This is a genomic window from Frankia sp. R82 (assembly GCF_023716925.1).
Classification (GTDB): Bacteria; Actinomycetota; Actinomycetes; order Frankiales; family Frankiaceae; genus Frankia.
The window spans coordinates 1-19,345 of sequence record NZ_JAMQQG010000079.1; the positions used below are offsets into that span (position 1 = coordinate 1).

The window sequence follows — 19,345 nt, forward strand, 5'->3', positions numbered from 1 at the left end:
CCTCGGGGGCGGTCGTGGCCGCGGTGGCACCACGGCGGGCGCGTTCGGCCCCGGTGGCCGTGGTCGCCCCGGGCGTCAGCGCAAGTCCAAGCGCGCGAAGCGGCAGGAGTGGGAGAGCGGCCTGGAGGCGCCGCGGATGGGCGCAATGGTCCCCCGTGGCAACGGGCAGGCCATTCGTCTTCCGCGCGGCGCCTCGCTGGCGGACTTCGCGGACAAGATCGACGCGAACCCCGGTGCGCTGGTCCAGGTCGTGTTCACCCAGCTCGGCGAGATGGTGACCGCGACGCAGTCCTGCACCGACGAGACGCTGCAGCTGCTGGGCGTAACTCTCGGCTACGAGGTGCAGATCGTCAGCCCCGAAGACGAGGACAAGGAGCTGCTGGAAAGCTTCGACCTGTCCTTCGGTGGGGAGTACGGCGACGACGTCGAGCTCGTCACCCGTCCGCCGGTCGTGACCGTCATGGGTCACGTCGACCACGGTAAGACGAAGCTGCTCGACGCGATCCGCTTCACCGACGTGGTGGCGGGCGAGGCCGGTGGCATCACCCAGCACATCGGCGCCTACCAGGTGCGGGCGACGGTCGACGGCTCCGAGCGGCCGATCACCTTCATCGACACCCCGGGCCACGAGACCTTCACCGCCATGCGTGCCCGTGGTGCCCAGGTCACCGACATCGTGGTCCTGGTCGTCGCGGCCGACGACGGTGTGAAGCCGCAGACGATCGAGGCGCTCAACCACGCCCAGGCGGCGAACGTGCCGGTGGTCGTGGCCGTCAACAAGATCGACAAAGAGGGTGCGGACCCGGCCAAGGTCCGCGGCCAGCTCACCGAGTACGGCCTGGTCGCCGAGGAGTACGGCGGCGACACGATGTTCGTCGACGTCTCCGCCCGTAACCGGGTCAACATCGACGGTCTGCTCGAGGCCATCGTGCTGACCGCCGACGCCTCGCTGGACCTGCGGGCGCCGACGGACAGTGAGGCCCAGGGCGTCGCGATCGAAGGTCGCCTGGACCGCGGTCGTGGCCCGGTGGCGACGGTGCTCGTCCAGCGCGGCACGCTGCGCGTCGGTGACTCGGTCGTCGCCGGCGAGGCGTTCGGCCGGGTGCGCGCCATGCTCGACGAGCACGGCGACCAGGTGACCGAGGCGGGCCCGGCCCGTCCGGTGCAGGTACTCGGCTTCACGAGCGTTCCCGACGCCGGGGACAACTTCCTCGTGGTGCCCGAGGACCGGGTGGCCCGCCAGATCGCCGAACGTCGCCAGGCCCGCGAGCGCAACGCCGAGCTCGCGCTCAGCCGTGGCCGCCCGACGCTGGAGAACATCCTCGAGAGGATGAAGGAGGGCGAGAAGACCCAGCTCAACCTCATCCTCAAGGGCGATGTCTCCGGTTCGGTCGAGGCCCTCGAGGACGCCCTGCTCAAGATCGACGTGGGCGACGAGGTGGGTCTGCGGATCATCGACCGCGGCGTCGGTGCGATCACCGAGACGAACGTCATGCTGGCCTCGGCCTCCGACGCGGTGATCATCGGCTTCAACGTCCGGCCGCAGGGCAAGGCGACGGAGCTGGCCGACCGCGAGGGCGTCGAGGTCCGCTACTACTCGGTGATCTACCAGGCCATCGAGGACATCGAGAACGCGCTCAAGGGCATGCTCAAGCCGGTCTACGAGGAGGCCCAGCTCGGCACCGCCGAGGTGCGAGAGGTCTTCCGCGTGCCGCGCATCGGCAACGTCGCGGGTTCGCTGGTCCGCTCCGGGATCATCCGGCGCAACGTCAAGGCCCGGCTCATCCGGGACGGCGTGGTCGTGGCGGACAACCTCACGGTCGAGTCGCTCAAGCGGTTCAAGGACGACGCCACCGAGGTCCGCGAAGGCTACGAGTGTGGTATCGGACTCGGGTCGTTCAACGACATCAAGGTCGACGACATCATCGAGGCCTTCGAGCAGCGGGAGGTTCCCCGCACCTGAGGCACCACACGTCGCCGGGGCCGGTCGGATCGGCCGGCCCCGGCGGGTGGTGGCGCCCCAGCAGGTGGGGATGTCATGTGGATCGCAACCCTGAGTCTTGATCTTCTTCTCGGGGACGTGCACTCCCTGAAAGAGAAACGGTCGGTGGTTCGGCCGATCGTCGCCGAGCTGCGCCGCCGCTTCGCGGTCAGCGTCGCCGAGACCGGCCAGCTCGACCTGCACCGTCGGGCCGAGATCGGGATGGCGGTCGTGGCCGCCGACCGCGGCCACTGCCTCGAGGTGCTGCGTTCCTGCGAGGGGCTCGTCGCGCAACGCCCGGAGGTCGAGATCCTCGCTGCCCGCGAACGAGTGTTCACCGAGGACGACGCGGACGGCGGAGCCCTGCCGGACGCGGCCGTCCGACAGTGACCCGGCGTCCACGAGCGACCCGGCAGAGACAAGGGCCCGCGAAGCCGATGGCCGGCGAAGCCAGACATTGGTGCGGGGACGTGAACGAGGAGGTGGATGGTGGCGGATCCGGCCCGGGCGCGCCGGCTGGCGGTGCGCATCCGTGAGGTGGTCGCGTCGATGCTGGAGCGTGGTGTGAAGGACCCCCGGCTGGGCATGGTCACGGTGACGGATGTCCGGGTGAGCCCGGATCTGGTCGACGCGACGGTCTTCTACACCGTCTACGGCGACGAGACGGACCGGCAGGCCTCGGCCGAAGCGCTGGAATCGGCCCGTGGTCTGCTGCGCAGCCAGGTGGGTCGCGCCACCGGGGTGAAGAACACCCCGACCCTGACGTTCGTGCACGACCGGCTGCCCGACGACGCCCGCCATCTCGAGGATCTGATCAGCGTGGCGCGGGCGCGCGACGCCCGGCTCGCAGAGGTCCGCCGGGACGCTCGGCCGGCCGGCGAGGATGACCCCTACCGGCGACCGCGGGTCATCGACGAGGACGAGTCGGTCGAGGATGACGACGACGACGCGATCCCCGATGATCGTGGCGATGTCGGTGATCTCAGGGGCGTGGGTGGGCCCGGCGGGGTCAGCGACCTCGATGTGACCGGCCGCTAGGGGACGACCGGCGGGTCGGCGAACACGGCGAGGGAGACGGGCGATGATCGATCGAGGCGATCGGGCGGCGGACCGGGCGGCGTTCGTCGGGCTGCTACGCGACGCCATCGCCGTCGGCGGGGACATCCTGCTGGCGGGGCATGTCGCTCCGGACGCCGACAGCCTCGGCTCGGCCCTCGCCCTCGGGCTGGCGCTGCGTCGCCTCGGCGCCCGGGTTCGGGTGTCGTTCGATGCGGTGCCGTTCGTGGTGCCCCGCACCCTGCGGTTCCTCGCCGGCCAGGACCTGCTGATCGATCCGGCCGAGATCGTCGCCGCCCCGTACCTCGTCGTCCCGGTGGATGTCGACGGCCTCCTGCGACTGGGACGCCTGGCCGGGCCCGCCACCGCGGCCGGCACCCGGACCGCGGTGATCGACCACCATCCGTCCAACACCCGCTTCGGCGAGGTCAACCTCGTCGACACCGCGGCCGCGGCGACCAGCGTGCTGGTTGTCGACGTCATCGACGCGCTCGGCGTGCCGTTGGACGTCGACATGGCCGCCGCCCTCTACGCCGGTCTGGTGACGGACACCGGGTCGTTCCGCTCCCCCGCGACCACGGCGGCCGAGCACCGGCTGGCCGCTCGGTTGCTGGAGACCGGCATCCGCCACGACCTGATCAGTCGTGACCTGTGGGAGGACCATCCGTTCGGCTATGTTCAGCTGCTCGGCTCGGTGTTGGGCCGGGCCCGTCTCGAGCCAGCGCACGACCTGGTCTGGAGCTGGTGTGAGCAGCGGGACCTGCTGGCCGCCGGGCTCGCCCCGGACGAGATCCAGGGGTTCATCGACATCCTGCGTTCGGTGTCGGACGTCGAGGTCGCCCTGATCTGCCGGCAGAACGGCGCCGGCTGGAACGTGTCGATGCGCTCCCGCGGCGGCCTGGACGTCGGCGCGGTGTGCGTGGGACTCGGCGGTGGCGGGCACCGGCTGGCCGCGGGTTTTCGCACCACCGCCGATCTCGCGTCACTGATGGACCGGGTGCGTGCGGCGCTGGCGCCGGCCACGGCCCTGGGCGCTCGGTGAGCCCCCGCGGGCGGGGATCCGGTCCGCAGGTGGACGGCCTGGTCGTCGTCGACAAGCCGGCCGGTTGCACGTCCCACGATGTGGTGGCGCGCGCCCGGCGGATTCTGGGGCAGCGCCGGGTCGGCCATGCCGGCACCCTCGACCCGATGGCCACCGGTGTGCTGCTGCTCGGCGCGGGGCGGGCCACCCGGCTGCTAGGCCATCTCGCGCTGACCGACAAGACCTACGCCGCGACGATCCGTCTCGGCCGCACCACGACGACCGATGACGCTGAGGGCGAGCCGCTGGTGGACCGCCCCGTCGACGTCGATCCGACGGCCCTGGCCGCGGCGATGGCCACGCTCACCGGGCCGATCGAGCAGGTGCCCTCGAGCGTGAGCGCGGTGAAGGTCGGTGGCGTGCGGGCCTACGCTCGGGTGCGCGCCGGCGAGCAGGTGGAACTCGCGGCCCGACGGGTTACCGTGCACCGTTTCGAGCTGCTGGCCCGTCGCGGTGACGATCTGGACGTGGTGGTGGGCTGTTCGAGTGGCACCTACGTCCGGGCGCTGGCTCGCGATCTCGGCGCGGCACTGGGCTGTGGGGCGCATCTGACGGCGCTGCGGCGCACCGTCGTGGGCCCGTTCTCGCTGGCCGAGGCCGTGAGCCTGGACACCTTCACCGAGCGGGGTGCGGCGGCGCTCACGCCGCTGGGTGTGGCCGTGGCGGCCAGCTTCGCCCGCCGTGAGGTCGCCGGCCCGCAGGCGGTCGACGTCACGCATGGCCGGCGCCTCGCGCCGCTGGGACAGCCCGGGACCTACGGGGTGTTCGACCCGGACGGGACGGTGCTGGCGCTGGTCGAGGAGACGGCCGGCGCCGTTCGCTCGCTGGTCGTGTTCGCCCCGGCCTGACCTGGTGATCTGGTCCCGCCACCATGATCCCGACCCGTCGCGGGACGCACCGCCACCACCGGTGGTGGTGGCGGCCGGACGGCGGACCGCGGGAATGTCCTAGGCTTCCCTGCGTGCATACGTGGCGGGGCGCCGAGAACACGCCGGCCGAGTGGAGCGGCGGGGTGGTCACGATCGGTTTCTTCGACGGGGTGCATCTGGGCCACCGTCGCATCGTCGGCGAGGCGGTGGCCCGGGCGCATGACCGCGGCCAGCGGGCGCTCGCACTGACCTTCGACCCGCATCCCGGCGAGGTGCTGCGGCCCGGCAGTCATCCGGCCCTGCTGACCACCCTGCGGCACAAGACGGAGCTGCTCGCCGAGATCGGTGTCGACGCCCTGTGCGTGCAGCCGTTCACGGCCGAGTTCAGCCAGGTGTCAGCGACCGACTTCGTCCACGAGATTCTGCTGCGTCGGCTGCGGGCCAGCGCCGTCGTGGTCGGGGAGAACTTCAGCTACGGTCACCGGGCGGCCGGACGGCTGGCCACCCTCACCGCCGAGGGCGCGACCGCCGGGTTCGAGGTGTACGGGGTGCCCCTGGTCCGGGCGGGGGAGCAGGTGGTGTCCTCGACGGAGATCCGCCGCCGGGTCGCCGCCGGGGACGTCGAGTCGGCGGCGTCGGCACTCGGTCGCCCGCACCGGGTCGAGGGCGTGGTCGTGCACGGTGACGCCCGCGGCCGAACGATCGGGTATCCGACCGCGAACATCGAGGCGACGCCCTGGGCCGCGGTCCCGGCGGACGGGGTGTACGCCGGGTTCGCCTGCTGGGGGGACCGCCGCCAGCCGGCCGCGATCTCCATCGGGACCAATCCGACCTTCGCCGGGCGGGAGCGTCGGGTGGAGGCGTTCCTGCTCGACTTCGACGGCGATCTCTACGATGAGTACCTGGCGTACGAGTTCACCCGTCGCCTGCGCCCCACGCTGCGCTTCGACTCGGTGGACGAGCTGGTCACCCAGATGGCCGCCGATGTCGAGACGACCCGGGCGGTCACCCTGCCGGTCTGACCCCTCGGCGGCGCCCGCTGGCCGGGGGTTCGCCGGCTGGTTGATAGGCTTCGGGGTCAGGCGGGAGCGGCGTGTCCGGATCGAGCGGCGATGAGGCCGCGGACCGGCTGTCGATCCGGGTGAGGAAGACCCCGGACGCGCGCCGTCCCGAAGCAGAGGAGAAGGTGGAGCGTGCCGCTCGCGAGCGACGTCAAACAGAAGATCATGTCCGACTATGCCACCGTCGAGCGGGACACCGGCTCGCCGGAGGTTCAGGTCGCGATGCTGACCAGGCGCATCAGCGACCTGACCGAGCACCTCAAGGTGCACAAGCACGATCACCACAGCCGCCGCGGCCTGCTCCTGCTGGTCGGGCGTCGGCGCCGGCTGCTGAACTACCTGTCAAAGACGGATATCAACCGTTACCGGGCGCTCATCGAGCGCCTCGGGCTACGTCGATAGGTAGCGACCGGAGGGAGCGGCCCCGCGCGGGACGCTCCCTCCGCCGCATCGGGGGGTAGGTACCCGGTGCGGCACACGTCGGCGGGGACGCCCCGTCGGCGGCAGGAGGACCCGACCGGGTCCGTGGCGGCGAGATCCGCCGGTCCTCGGTCGTGGTCGCCGGGTGCGGGCCTGTTGCCCGTGCTCCCGGGGGCCTCGACTGAGCACCGGCATCCTCGAAACGCGGATCCGGCCGGAACACACGATCGGCTGCGTGGACCCGGCCGACGACGAGGATGGAGCAGTTCGAGTGGACGACTCGACACATGTGGCCGAGGCGGTCATCGCGACCCCGGCCGGCACCCGCACGGTGCGTTTTGAGACCGGCCGGCTGGCGAAGCAGGCCGCCGGTTCCGCCGTCGCCTTCCTGGGCGACACCATGGTGCTGTCCGCCACGACGGTCAGCAAGCAGCCGAAGGAACAGCTCGACTTCTTCCCGCTGACGGTGGACGTCGAGGAGCGGATGTACGCCGCCGGGCGGATCCCCGGCTCGTTCTTCCGCCGCGAGGGCCGGCCCAGCGAGGACGCGATCCTCACCTGTCGGCTGATCGACCGGCCGCTGCGCCCGTCGTTCGCCAAGGGGCTGCGCAACGAGATCCAGGTCGTGGCCACCGTGCTCGCCCTGGACCCCGACACGCTCTACGACGTGGTCGCGATCAACGCGGCGAGCGCCTCGACGACGCTGTCCGGCCTGCCGTTCTCCGGCCCGATCGGTGCCACCCGGGTCGGCTATGTCGACGGCGAGTGGATCGCCTTCCCGACCCATACGGAACTGTCCCGGGCCACCTTCGACATGGTCGTCGCCGGCCGGGTCGTCGAGGGCGGCACGGACGTGGCGATCATGATGGTGGAGGCGGAGGCCACGCCGGGCACGGTGGAGCTGATCGCCGGGGGTGCCCCCGCGCCGACCGAGGACGTCGTCGCCGCGGGTCTGGAAGCCGCCAAGCCCGCCATCCGTGAGCTGTGCCGGGCGCAGAGCGAACTGGCCGCGGCCGCCGGCCGGCCGGCCCGCGAGTTCCCGGTGTTCGTCGACCACCACGACGACGTGCTCGACGCGCTGTCCGCCGCGGTGGGCGACGAGCTGGGTGCCGCGCTGCGCATCGCCGGCAAGGCCGAGCGGGAGGCCGAGCTCGACCGGGTCCGGGGGTTGGCCGCGGAGAAGGTCGCCGCCCAGTTCGAGGGACGCGAGAAGGAGATCGGCCCCGCCTATCGGGCGCTGACCAAGAAGCTGGTGCGCTCCCGGATCGCCACCGAGGGTGTGCGCATCGACGGCCGGTCGACGACCGAGATCCGGGCGCTGTCGGCCGAGGTCGACTACATCCCGCGGGTGCACGGCTCGGCGCTGTTCGAGCGCGGCGAGACGCAGATCCTCGGCGTCACGACGCTGGCGATGCTGCGCATGGAGCAGACGGTCGACACGCTCAACCCCGACCGCACCAAGCGGTACATGCACAACTACAACTTCCCGCCGTACTCCACCGGTGAGACCGGCCGGGTCGGTTCGCCCAAGCGTCGCGAGATCGGCCACGGCGCGCTCGCCGAGCGGGCGCTGCTGCCGGTGCTGCCCAGTCGCGAGGAGTTCCCCTACGCGATCCGCCAGGTTTCCGAGGCGCTGGGCTCCAACGGCTCCACGTCGATGGGCTCGGTCTGCGCGAGCACGCTGTCGCTGCTCAACGCCGGTGTGCCGCTCAAGGCGCCGGTGGCCGGCATTGCGATGGGCCTCATCTACGCCGACGGCTCCTACGTCACGCTGACCGACATCCTCGGGGCCGAGGACGCCTACGGCGACATGGACTTCAAGGTCGCCGGCACTCGCGAGTTCGTCACCGCCCTGCAGCTGGACACCAAGCTCGACGGCATCCCCGCCTCGGTGCTGGCCGCCGCCCTGCAGCAGGCCCGCGGCGCGCGCCTGACGATCCTGGACGTCATGGCCGAGGCGATCGGCAGCCCGGACGAGATGTCCGCGCACGCCCCACGGGTCATCTCGGTCAAGATCCCGGTCGACAAGATCGGCGAGGTGATCGGGCCCAAGGGCAAGATGATCAACCAGATCCAGGCGGACAGCGGCGCCGAGATCACCGTCGAGGACGACGGCACGATCTACATCGGCGCCGTCGACGGCCCGTCCGCCGAGTCCGCCCGTTCGGCGATCAACGCGATCGCCAACCCGCAGATGCCCGAGGTCGGTGAGCGTTACCTCGGCACGATCGTCAAGATCACGAACTTCGGGGCCTTCGTGTCGCTCACCCCGGGCCGGGACGGGCTGCTGCACGTGTCCAAGCTCAAGACGCTCTCGGGCGGCAAGCGCGTGGAGAAGGTCGAGGACGTGCTCACCGTCGGGCAGAAGCTCCAGGTGGAGATCACCGAGATCGACAACCGGGGCAAGATCTCGCTCTCGCCGATCGCCGAGGCCGCGGACGCGGCGTCGACCTCCTGACGGCCGCGCCATGAGCGACACGCCCACGCCGGATCTGGCCCCGTCCCGCCTGCCCATCGGCGGGTTCACCAGCGAGTCGTTGCTGGACGGCACCGTGCGACGCACGGTGCTGCCAGGCGGCCTGCGGGTCATCACCGAGCAGGTGCCCGGGGTCCGCTCAGCCGCGATCGGCGTCTGGGTGGGCGTCGGCTCGCGCGACGAGACGCCGGTGACCGCCGGTTGCTCGCACTACCTTGAGCACCTGCTGTTCAAGGGGACGACGAGGCGCGACGCGCTGACCATCAGCGCGTCGGTGGAGGCCGTCGGCGGCGATCTGAACGCCTTCACCGGCAAGGAGTACACCTGCTACTACGCGCGGGTGCTCGACTCCGATCTGCCGATGGCCGTCGACGTCGTCGCCGACATGGTCACGAACTCCCTGGTGACCGCCGACGACGTCGAGGCCGAACGGGGCGTGATCCTCGAGGAGATCGCCATGCACGAGGACGACCCGGGGGACGTCGTCCACGACGTGTTCGCCGAGGCCATGCTCGGTGCCTCCGCGCTCGGTCGTCCGGTGCTCGGCACGATCGAGTCGATCGAGGGACTCGGCCGGGAGACGATCGCCAACTACTACCACGATCGGTACGTCTCGCCGGCGCTGGTCGTGTCGGTGGCCGGCAATCTGGAGCACGAGCGCGCCCTGGCACTGGTGGCCGACGCGTTCGACCGTCGCCCGGGTGCACCCGCATCGCCACAGCCGGTGCGGGCCGGGCACTACGCCTACCCGCCGGCGCCCGGAATCGTGGTCTCCGAGCGGCCGACCGAGCAGGCCAACCTGGTGCTCGGCACGGTCGGGCTGTCCCGGCACGACCCACGCCGGTTCGCCCTCGGAGTGCTGTCCACCGCGCTCGGCGGCGGGATGAGCTCGCGGCTGTTCCAGGAGGTCCGGGAAAAGCGGGGGCTGGCCTACTCGGTGTACTCGTTCGCGTCCCATTTCGCCGACGCCGGCCTGTTCGGCGTCTACGCCGGCTGCGCCCCGCGGCGCGCCGACGAGGTCCTTGCCCTCGCCCGGGACGAGGTACGGGCGATCGCCGAACGCGGGATCAGCGCCGAGGAGCTCGACCGGGCCCGGGGGCAGAGCCACGGTTCGCTGGTGCTGGGCCTGGAGGACACCGGCTCGCGGATGAGTCGGCTCGGCAAGAGCGAGCTCGCCCACGGCGAGCTGCTCTCCGTCGCCGAGATCATCGCCCGGGTGGACGCGGTCACGCTCGACGACGTGCGCGAGATCGCCGCGACCCTGGTGGCCCAGCCCTGGGCCCTGGGTGTCATCGGGCCGTTCGACGATCACGATTTCAGCGCCGCCGTCGCGCTCTGAGGACGGTCGGGTCACCCGGGGCCGAGACCCCCGGGTGACCCGCGGGCGCAGGACGGCTGGGGCGAGCAGGCCGCGGAGTACGGGAGAGGAACCGGATGAGCGAGCGACTGGCGGTCGGGGTGCTCGGCGCTCGGGGCCGGATGGGGGCCACGGTGTGCGCGGCCGTCGAGGCGGCGCCGGACCTGGATCTGGTCGCGACCGTCGACGCCGGCGAGGACCGGGAGCCGCTGCGTGCGGCCGACGTGATCGTCGACTTCACCACGCCGGACGCGGTGCTCGACAACCTCCGCTGGTGCATCGAGGCCGGCCGGCACGTCGTCGTCGGTACGACCGGCTTCGATGATGCCCGCCTCGACACGGTGCGCGGCTGGCTCGCCCGGGCCCCCAAGGTCGGTGTGCTGGTGGCACCGAACTTCGGCGTCGCCGCGGTGCTCATGATGACGTTCGCGGCGCGGGCGGCCCGGTTCTTCGACTCGGTGGAAATCGTCGAACTGCACCATCCGAACAAGGTCGACGCGCCGAGCGGGACGGCGCGACGCACCGCGGAGCTGGTCGCGGCGGCCCGCCGCGCCGCCGGGCTGGCCCCGGCCGGCCCGGATGCCACCACCTCGGCCCTCGACGGTGCCCGCGGTGCCCGGGTGCAGGACGTGCCGGTGCATGCGGTGCGCCTGGCCGGACTGGTCGCCCACCAGGAGGTTCTGCTCGGTGGCGCCGGGGAGACGCTCACGCTGCGCCACGACTCCTACGACCGGACCTCGTTCATGCCGGGCGTCCTGCTGGCGGTGCGCCAGATTGCCGACCACCCCGGCCTGACCGTCGGCCTGGAGCATCTGCTCGACCTCGGCTGAACGCCACCATGGCGTCGACGGCCACGGTGGCGGCCCGATGGTGCCGGACCGCGGTGTCGGCACCCGGTCAGGGCGACCTGTGCCACTGTGACCGGTTCGGGAGCGGCGAAAGATAGGTTCCCGGGTGTGGTCGGACACGTTGACCGCCGCTCGGCGGCGCACACCCACAGCGTCTACGGTATCGATCTTGGGACGACGTTCAGCTGCGTGGCCCGGGTCGACGCGACCGGCGAGCCCAGGATCGTCGGGCTTGCCGGCGACGCGCAGACCCTGCCGAGCGTGGTGCTGTTCGTCGGTGCCGACGACTTCATCACCGGCCAGCCGGCCCGCGAACTCGCCCGTGCCCGTCCGGACGACGTCTGTTCCCTGGTCAAACGGAGGATGGGCGACGGCGACTGGCGGTTCGTCACCCAGGGCACGGCCTGGTCGGCCCCGGCGGTCAGCGGGCTGATCCTCAAGGCGCTGGTCTCCGATGCGGCACTGGCCACCGGCGAACCCGTCCACGACGTCGTCATCACCGTTCCCGCCTACTTCGGTGACGAGGAACGCCGCGCCACCGTGCTCGCCGGCGAGTACGCCGGGCTGTCCGTCATCGACGTCATCAACGAGCCGACGGCCGCCGCGTTGTCCTACGGGTTCGCCCGCTTCGAGATCGGCGCCCGGCGGACCCTCGGCGGTCCGGGCACGGTGGCCGAGGAGGTCGCGCTCGTCTACGACCTGGGCGGCGGCACGTTCGACGTGACCGTCGTGGAACTGGCCGACCGGCGGGTGTCGGTCGTCGCCATCGACGGGGACCACCAGCTCGGCGGGGCCGACTGGGACGAGAAGATCGTCCTGTTGCTCGGTGACCGGTTCCTCGCCGAACATCCCGGTGCGCCGGACCCGCTGGACTCCTCCGCGGCCGCCCAGGCCCTGCTGCTCGCCGCCGAGCAGGCCCGCCGCGAGCTCACCGACGTCGAGGAGACGTCCGTCGTCGTCGAGCACGACGGGCGGCGCACCGAGGTGCGGCTGACCCGGGCCGCGCTCGAGGAGCTCACTGCCGGCCTGCTCGACCGCACGATCGCCCTGACCCGGGCCGCCCAGCAGGCGGCGCTGGCCCGCGGGGTGCGTGGCATCGACCAGATCCTGCTGGTCGGCGGCGCCTCGCGGATGCCGGCGGTGGCCCGTCGGCTCGCCGCCGAGTTCGACGTTCCGGTGCAGCTCACCGATCCTGATCTGGCCGTCGCCCGGGGCGCGGCGATCTACGGCGAGAAGAAGGCGCTGGAGCGGCTCGTCCTTGCGGATCTGGTCACCCGCGGTCAGCTCGTCGACGGCGCCGGGGTCGACGCGGCCGCCCCGGAGGCGCTCGACGCGGCCTGCCGCCGTCTCGCCGAGGCGCTGGACCTGCCCGCCGCCCGGGTGCGTCGCACGGTCGAGGTCCAGGTCGTCAACGTGGTGTCCCGCGGCTTCGGGGTGCTCGCGCTCAACCGGTTCGGCGACCAGAACGCGGTGTTCCTGGTGCACCGCAACGACCGGCTGCCCATCGCCGTCGGGCGGTCGTTCGGGACGGTCCGCGACGACCAGGACGCGGTCACCGTGTACGTCGTCGAGCAGGCCGGCGGCGTCGAGTCGCCCCGGGTCGAGGACAACAAGGTGATCGCCGAGGCGGAGATCACCGGTATCCCGCCCGGTTTCCCGGCGGGCTCGCAGATCCACATCCGGTTCGGGATGGGCTTCGACGGCATCCTCGAGGTCACCGCGACCCACGAGGGCCTGGCGAAGCGACCGCTCACCGTCCGGGTCGAGACCTCGGCCGCCCTGAGCCAGGCCGACGTCGCCCGGGAACGCCGTCAGGTCGCCCGGGCCCGCCGGGAACGGGCAGCCGACCCCGGCCGTCCCGATGCTCCCGGCGCACCGGAATCCTGGATCTGACCGCGATGCCCGCCACCGACCCGCCCGTATCCGGGCTGCCCGCCTTCGTCCCGGACGACTACCGCCGTCGGGTGCTGGCGGCGGTGCACCGCCGCGGCGGCGCCGAGCACAGCGACCCGTTCGAGATCTACGACATCCCGCTCGACGCCGTCGCCGTGCTGACCGACGCCCAGGTCCGGGCCCGCATCGACGAGGTCTGGGCGTTCTGGCAGCGCAATCGTGATCATCCCCGCTACCGTGGCGTGATCATCGGCCTGCTCGACCGGCATGCCGAGCTCACCGCCGCCCTCGCCGACCATCCCGCCCGCCTCGCCCTGCGCGACCGGGTCGCCGTGGCCCGCGCCGAACGCGACGACACCCGGTTCGCCGCCCTCGACGCCGCCGCGCGCCGTCTCGTCGCCCGCTTCGGTGGCCTGCCCGCGGACCGGATCGAAGGCCTGCGGGCGTGGGCCGCGACCCAGGACATCGCCGGCGCCGAGTTCGACACGCGGATCCGTCGTCATCGCATCCTGCCCGCCGACGCCACGGCGCCCGCCGCCGGAGCGGCCAGGGGCGCGCCGATCTCACCGGCGGTGCTGCGCCAGATCCGCTCCGACCTGGACGAACTCGGCCGGATCGCTGCGACCGCGCCGCCGCGCAGCCTGTTCGACCTGCTCGGTCTGCCGCCGGACGCGTCGCGCGAGCAGATCCGCGCCGCCCGCGACACGGCCCTGACCCGCAACCGGGCCCGCCGCCCCGACCGCCGCCGCGCCCTGCTCGACGACCTGCTCGCCGCGGTCGGCACCCTGCTCGTCGACGGCGACCCGCGGTCCTACCTGGACGCGCTGGCCGCGGCGAGCGCCGCCCGACTGCGCCCGCAGGTGGCTGCCGCGGTGCTCGTCGAGGACACTCTGCTGCCCACCGAGGCGGCCCGGCTCGTCGCCGAGGCCCGCGCCGACGGCCTCGACCTGCACCGGGCTCAGGCCGTCGTGGAGGCCCTCGCGCAGGAGCACGGCGTCACGGCTGCACCGCTGCCCGCATCCGACGCCCCCCAGCCGGGCCCGGCACGGGACAGGACCCGGCTGGGGGCCGGGTCAGGGGGCCCGTCGGCACCCGACGGTGGTGACTGGCGCGGCTCGGTCTCACGGGCGCGGGCGGCACTGCGGGCCGGGCGCCCGGTGGAGGCCGGCGACCATGTCGCCACCGCCCGCGAACTCGCTGGCGAGACGCTACCGCCGATCCGCGCCGTGGACGACGAGGTGGCGGCGGCGATCCGGGTCGCCGCCGCCGGCTGGGCGACGCTCGCCAGCCTGGTCGCCGCGGCCCGGTACCGCGCCGTGCTCGTCCCGGTCCGCCACCTGGTCGCCACCGCCGCGGACGTCCCGGGCCCGGGTGGCCAGCTACCCGGCGAGCTGCTTTCCCTGGCCGAGGCCCGCTGCGCCGTCGCCGACGCTCTCGTCGCCCGGGCGCGGGCCGCGGAGGAGGCGGGCCAAGCGAGCGCGGGCCCGGGCGGGCAGCGGGCGCGTCTGGTGGCGGAGGCCCTCGCTCTGGTCGCCGATCATGACGAGGCTCTCGCGCTGCGCGGGACCGGGTCGCCGTCGCCGGTGGCTGCGCCGACAGCTGTGCGGGCGAGCCGGGAGGCCGGGTCGATCGTGGTCCGCTGGCAGGCATCGGTCACACCTGGCGAGGTCCGCTACCGGGTCAGCCGGATCGCCGCGGACGGCACCACCCGCGTGGTGGGCGTGACATCGGCGACGGAACTGGCCGACGGCGGCGCGTCCGCCGGCGGTGTCACCTACGCGGTCAGCGCGGGCCTCGGTCCTTCCTGGTCGCCGCCCGCTCGCAGCGACGCTCCCGAGACCGCGGGTACCCCCGAGTGCGGGAGTTCCCCCGCGACCGGGAGCGCCCCTGTGGCTGGGGGTACTCCCGGCGACGGCGGGGCGCCCGACATGTCGGCGGCGCGGATCGGGTTGCGCTGGGAGAACGGTCGGCTGCGCTGGACCTGGCCGGTGGAGTGCACCGAGATGGTGGTGGCCGCCCGAGGTGACGATCAGCCACGGTCGGCGACCGATGCGCGGGCGTTCACCCGCAGAGTGACCATCGGTCGGTACGACCGTGACGGTGGGGTGGTGCTGCCGGCCGAGCGGCCACTGCACATCGCGGTGTTCCGTGGAACCCGCCGCGACGGACGGTTGGTGATCGAGCCCGCCGCGGTGGCCCGGCTGCGACTCGGGCCGGATCGGTCACAGAATCCACGACACCCATGATCTCAACGATTGCCGCTGTCGTCGGAGTTTCCGGATCGATCATCCCGGGCCGGTGTCCCACTCGGTGCGGATGGGATTTCTCGCCGCCGCGCTAACGTAAGGGGAGGGGTCTGCCGAAGTCGCTCACCAGCTGTGTACCATGCCCAAAGAGGTCGGTCGGGCCGACTCTGGTCAGAACCTTGGGGGTGACCGTGCGGCGAGGTCGGAAGGTCATTCCCCGGGTGGCGGAGGCCGGACGGATGGTGCACATCCGATCACTGCGCCAGCGAGCCCTTCCCGGCGATTGTGGCTGATCCGGTGTTCCTTTTCCCGGTCAGCTTCCCGGCCGGTGCCCAGGGGCGGAGAGAGCGGATCGGGCTGGGCCGCCGCCGCCGCCGTTGTCCGGGCGGGCCAGGTGGGCCGACCGTCGGAGTGAACCTTAAAGCGTCCTTAATGATTCAGCTCCGGGAGCACTTCACGTGCGTGCGATAGTGACCGGCGGCGCCGGCTTCCTTGGTAGTCACCTCTGCGAGCGGCTCCTCGGCGACGGGTATGAGGTTGTCTGCTTCGATAACTTCGTCACAGGTCGGCCGGAGAATGTCGATCATCTACTGGCCGATCGACGTTTCCGACTTGTCAACCGAGACGTCACGGATTTCATCCACGTTTCCGGTCCGGTGGATGTGGTCCTGCACTTCGCATCGCCGGCCTCTCCGGTGGATTACTACGAGCTGCCGATCGAGACGCTCAAGGTGGGGTCGCTCGGTACCTTCCACGCGCTCGGTCTGGCCCGGGAGAAGAACGCGCGTTTCCTGCTCGCGTCCACCTCGGAGTCCTATGGCGACCCACTGGTCAACCCGCAGCCGGAGACCTACTGGGGGAACGTGAACCCCGTCGGCCCGCGCAGTGTCTACGACGAGGCCAAGCGCTTTGCCGAGGCGGTCACGATGGCCTACCACCGCAAGCACGGGGTGGACACGGCGATCGTGCGGATCTTCAACACCTACGGCCCGCGGATGCGGGTGGACGACGGCCGGGCCATCCCCGCCTTTGTATCGCAGGCGTTGCGGGACGAGCCGATCACGGTTTCCGGCGACGGATCGCAGACCCGTTCGATCTGCTACGTCGACGACCTCATCGACGGCATCGTCCGCCTGTTGCACTCCGACCTGGCTGGTCCGGTGAACATCGGCAATCCCCACGAGATGTCGATCCTCGAGACCGCGCGGCTCGTGCGTGAGCTGTGTGGTTCGTCCGCGCCGATCACGTTCGTCCCCCGGCCGACCGACGACCCGTCCGTGCGTCAGCCCGACATCACCCAGGCCCGCACCCTGCTCGGCTGGGAGCCGAAGGTCGCCCTGCACGAGGGTCTGACCCGCACGATCTCGTGGTTCGCCGGTCAGCTCGCCGAGCGCCGCCAGGCCGTCGGCTGACCGGCAGGTGAGCACCCGCCCGGCGGCTCACACCGGTGTGATTCACCGATGGGCCGTCCCGAGACCAGGGAGTTATGTTGTCCCGGTTCCGCCTGGCCGGACGCCGGCGCTGAGGATGCCGGCGCCGAAGGTGCCAGCGGCGTGGAGGAAGGGGGGGCGACGATGACGTCGCCGCAGACCGCCAGAACCGTCCTGGTCACCGGGGCAACGGGATTCATCGGCTCGCACACCTGCGTGGACCTGCTCGCCGCGGGACATCACGTGGTCGGTGTGGACAACTTCCTCAACTCCTCGCCGCGGGTGCTCGAGCGCATCGCCAAGATCGCCGATCGCGAGATCGAGTTCGTCCGCCTCGACGTGCGGGACCGGGACGCCCTCGACGAGGTGTTCCGCCGCCGGCCGATCGACGCGGTCGTGCACTTCGCCGCCCGTAAGGCGGTGGGCGAGTCGGTCGGGATACCACTGGACTACTACGACTCCAACGTGGGCGCGACCCTCGGGCTCGTCCATGTGATGGGCGAGCACGGCGTGCGTGACCTGGTCTTCTCCTCATCGTGCGCCATTCACGGCACGGTCGACCGGGTGCCGATCACCGAGGACACCCCGGCCCGCCCGACAAATCCGTACGCCCGCACGAAGTGGATGTGCGAGCAGATCCTCGCCGACGTGTGTGTGGCCGACCCGCGGTGGCACATCACCTCGCTGCGCTACTTCAACCCGGTCGGCGCGCATCCCTCCGGTCTGCTCGGTGAGGATCCGCGCGGTGTGCCGAACAACGTGATGCCCTACATCGCCCAGGTGGCGGTGGGACGGCGGGCAGAGCTGTCCGTCTTCGGCGACGACTACCCGACCCCGGACGGTACCGGCGTACGCGACTACATCCATGTGGTCGACCTCGCGCAGGGCCACCGCCAGGCGCTCGACCACCTCCGCGACCTCCCTGGGCACCGGGTCATCAACCTGGGCACCGGGCAGGGAACGTCCGTGCTCGAGCTGCTCGCGGCCTTCTCCGCGGCCTGCGGGCGGGAGCTGCCCCGGCGGATCATGCCGCGCCGTGCCGGCGACGTCGCCGTCCTGGTGGCCGACGCGACCCTCGCCCGCGAGGCGCTCGGGTGGACCGCGCGGTACGACATCGCACAGATGTGCCGGGACGCCTGGGAGTTCCAGCGCCTCAACCCGACCGGATATGACGACGAGGGAGCCTGATGACCACGCCGGACAACCATGACCAGGCGGCGGATCCCAAGCCCCGACCGCGCCTGACCGTCATCGGGACCGGATACCTCGGTGCCACCCACGCGGTCTGCATGGCCGAGCTGGGATTCGAGGTACTCGCGGTGGACGTTGACCAGTCGAAGATCGAACGACTGTCCGCGGGCGAGATCCCGTTCTACGAGCCCGACCTCGCCGACCTGCTGCGCGCGAACCTGGCCACCGGCCGGCTGCGCTTCACCACCTCCTTCGAGGAGATCGCCGAGTTCGGCGACGTCCACTTCGTCTGCGTCGGCACCCCCCAGCAGGCCGGCGGCTACGGTGCGGACCTGAGCCATCTGAGTGCCGCGATCGAGCGACTCGCGCCGCTGCTGACCCGTCCGTGCCTGGTCGTCGGCAAGTCCACGGTGCCCGCCGGCACCGCCGCCGGGATCGCCCGCACCCTGGCCCGGCTGGCGCCCGCCAACCACGCACACGACGCCGCCGCACTCGGCGGCGTCCAACTGGCCTGGAATCCGGAATTTCTGCGGGAGGGCTTCGCGGTCGCCGACACGCTGCGCCCGGACCGGCTGGTCTTCGGCGTGGCCTCGCCGGCTGCCGAGGGTGCGCTGCGGGCGGCGTACGAGCCGGTGATCGCCCAGGGCGTCCCGGTCATCGTGACCGACTACGCCACCGCCGAACTGGTCAAGACCGCGGCCAACTCGTTCCTCGCGACGAAGATCTCCTTCATCAACGCGATGGCCGAGGTGTGCGAGGCCGTCGACGCCGACGTGCTCACCCTGGCCGAGGCGCTGTCCCACGACGTGCGCATCGGCGGGAACTTCCTGCGTCCCGGCGTGGGTTTCGGCGGCGGCTGCCTGCCCAAGGACATCCGGGCCTTCCAGGCCCGTGCGGACGAGCTCGGCGTCGGCGAGGCGCTGCGGTTTCTGCGCGAGATCGACGAGATCAACAACCGTCGCCGCGACCGGGTCGTCGAACTGCTCGCCGCCGCCCTCGACGGCACGCTCGCCCACCGTCGGCTGCTCGTGCTCGGCGCCGCCTTCAAGCCGAACTCCGACGACGTGCGCGACTCGCCCGCCCTGGCCGTGGCCGATCTGCTGGCCCGGACCGGTGCACAGGTCACGGTCGTCGACCCGGTCGCGACGCACAACGCCCGGCGTTCACTGCCGACGGTGACCTACAGTGAGCAGGTCGACGACGAGGTGGCCGCCGGGGCGGATGCGATCGTGCTGCTCACCGAGTGGCGCCAGTTCGCCGAGCTCGACCCGGCGCGGCTCGGCCCGCTGGTGCGCCGCCGGGTGGTCATCGACGCCCGGCACGCCCTCGACGGCGACCGCTGGCGCCAGGCCGGCTGGGTCTATCTGGCTCCCGGCCGCCCGACCGGCGTCATCCCCACCGGCGTCCCGGCCCAGTGGCCCGCGGCGGCGTCCGCG

The 19,345-nt window shown here is 72.1% G+C and carries 15 protein-coding genes; all 15 read left to right on the forward strand.

Annotation, left to right across the window (positions count from 1 at the left end; all coding sequences use genetic code 11):
- Positions 1-1,963 (forward strand): translation initiation factor IF-2 (gene infB, locus ND747_RS14410; RefSeq protein ID WP_251734132.1); only part of this gene is annotated, 1,963 nt, incomplete at its 5' end.
- A 75-nt stretch (positions 1,964-2,038) separates the two neighbouring features.
- Positions 2,039-2,371, forward strand: coding sequence for a DUF503 domain-containing protein (locus ND747_RS14415; protein WP_251734133.1), 333 nt, complete (start codon positions 2,039-2,041; stop codon positions 2,369-2,371).
- 99 nt (positions 2,372-2,470) lie between these two features.
- A complete protein-coding gene (gene rbfA / locus ND747_RS14420) occupies positions 2,471-3,019 on the forward strand; it encodes a 30S ribosome-binding factor RbfA (RefSeq protein WP_251734145.1) in 549 nt (182 codons plus the stop codon).
- 43 nt (positions 3,020-3,062) lie between these two features.
- Entirely contained in the window at positions 3,063-4,079 is a 1,017-nt protein-coding gene (locus ND747_RS14425; RefSeq protein ID WP_251734134.1) for a bifunctional oligoribonuclease/PAP phosphatase NrnA, read from the forward strand.
- The gene (truB, locus tag ND747_RS14430) at positions 4,076-4,966 is read left to right on the forward strand and encodes a tRNA pseudouridine(55) synthase TruB (protein ID WP_251734135.1); all 891 of its coding nucleotides are present in this window, start codon (positions 4,076-4,078) and stop codon (positions 4,964-4,966) included. The genes ND747_RS14425 and truB overlap by 4 nt, the downstream gene beginning before the upstream one ends.
- A 113-nt stretch (positions 4,967-5,079) precedes the next feature.
- Positions 5,080-6,009 (forward strand): bifunctional riboflavin kinase/FAD synthetase, encoded by a 930-nt coding sequence (locus ND747_RS14435; protein WP_251734136.1) that lies wholly within the window; start codon positions 5,080-5,082, stop codon positions 6,007-6,009.
- A 171-nt stretch (positions 6,010-6,180) separates the two neighbouring features.
- Positions 6,181-6,450 (forward strand): 30S ribosomal protein S15, encoded by a 270-nt coding sequence (gene rpsO / locus ND747_RS14440; protein ID WP_009742365.1) that lies wholly within the window; start codon positions 6,181-6,183, stop codon positions 6,448-6,450.
- 289 nt (positions 6,451-6,739) lie between these two features.
- A complete protein-coding gene (locus ND747_RS14445; protein WP_251734137.1) occupies positions 6,740-8,926 on the forward strand; it encodes a polyribonucleotide nucleotidyltransferase in 2,187 nt (728 codons plus the stop codon).
- Positions 8,927-8,936: 10 nt separating this feature from the next.
- Positions 8,937-10,283: a pitrilysin family protein gene (locus tag ND747_RS14450; protein ID WP_251734138.1), complete on the forward strand. Its 1,347-nt coding sequence runs from the start codon at positions 8,937-8,939 to the stop codon at positions 10,281-10,283.
- A 95-nt stretch (positions 10,284-10,378) separates the two neighbouring features.
- Positions 10,379-11,131, forward strand: coding sequence for a 4-hydroxy-tetrahydrodipicolinate reductase (gene dapB / locus ND747_RS14455; protein ID WP_251734139.1), 753 nt, complete (start codon positions 10,379-10,381; stop codon positions 11,129-11,131).
- A 126-nt stretch (positions 11,132-11,257) separates the two neighbouring features.
- The gene (locus ND747_RS14460) at positions 11,258-13,042 is read left to right on the forward strand and encodes an Hsp70 family protein (protein ID WP_251734140.1); all 1,785 of its coding nucleotides are present in this window, start codon (positions 11,258-11,260) and stop codon (positions 13,040-13,042) included.
- A gap of 5 nt (positions 13,043-13,047) precedes the next feature.
- On the forward strand, positions 13,048-15,288 hold the full coding sequence (locus ND747_RS14465; protein ID WP_251734141.1) for a hypothetical protein: 2,241 nt from the start codon (positions 13,048-13,050) through the stop codon (positions 15,286-15,288).
- Positions 15,289-15,746: 458 nt separating this feature from the next.
- Positions 15,747-16,700, forward strand: coding sequence for a UDP-glucuronic acid decarboxylase family protein (locus ND747_RS14470; protein WP_251734142.1), 954 nt, complete (start codon positions 15,747-15,749; stop codon positions 16,698-16,700).
- 162 nt (positions 16,701-16,862) lie between these two features.
- Positions 16,863-17,906, forward strand: coding sequence for a UDP-glucose 4-epimerase GalE (galE, locus tag ND747_RS14475; protein ID WP_285900528.1), 1,044 nt, complete (start codon positions 16,863-16,865; stop codon positions 17,904-17,906).
- Positions 17,906-19,345: UDP-glucose/GDP-mannose dehydrogenase family protein (locus tag ND747_RS14480; RefSeq protein WP_251734144.1), on the forward strand; the 1,440-nt coding region annotated here is incomplete at its 3' end. The genes galE and ND747_RS14480, both read left to right, overlap by 1 nt.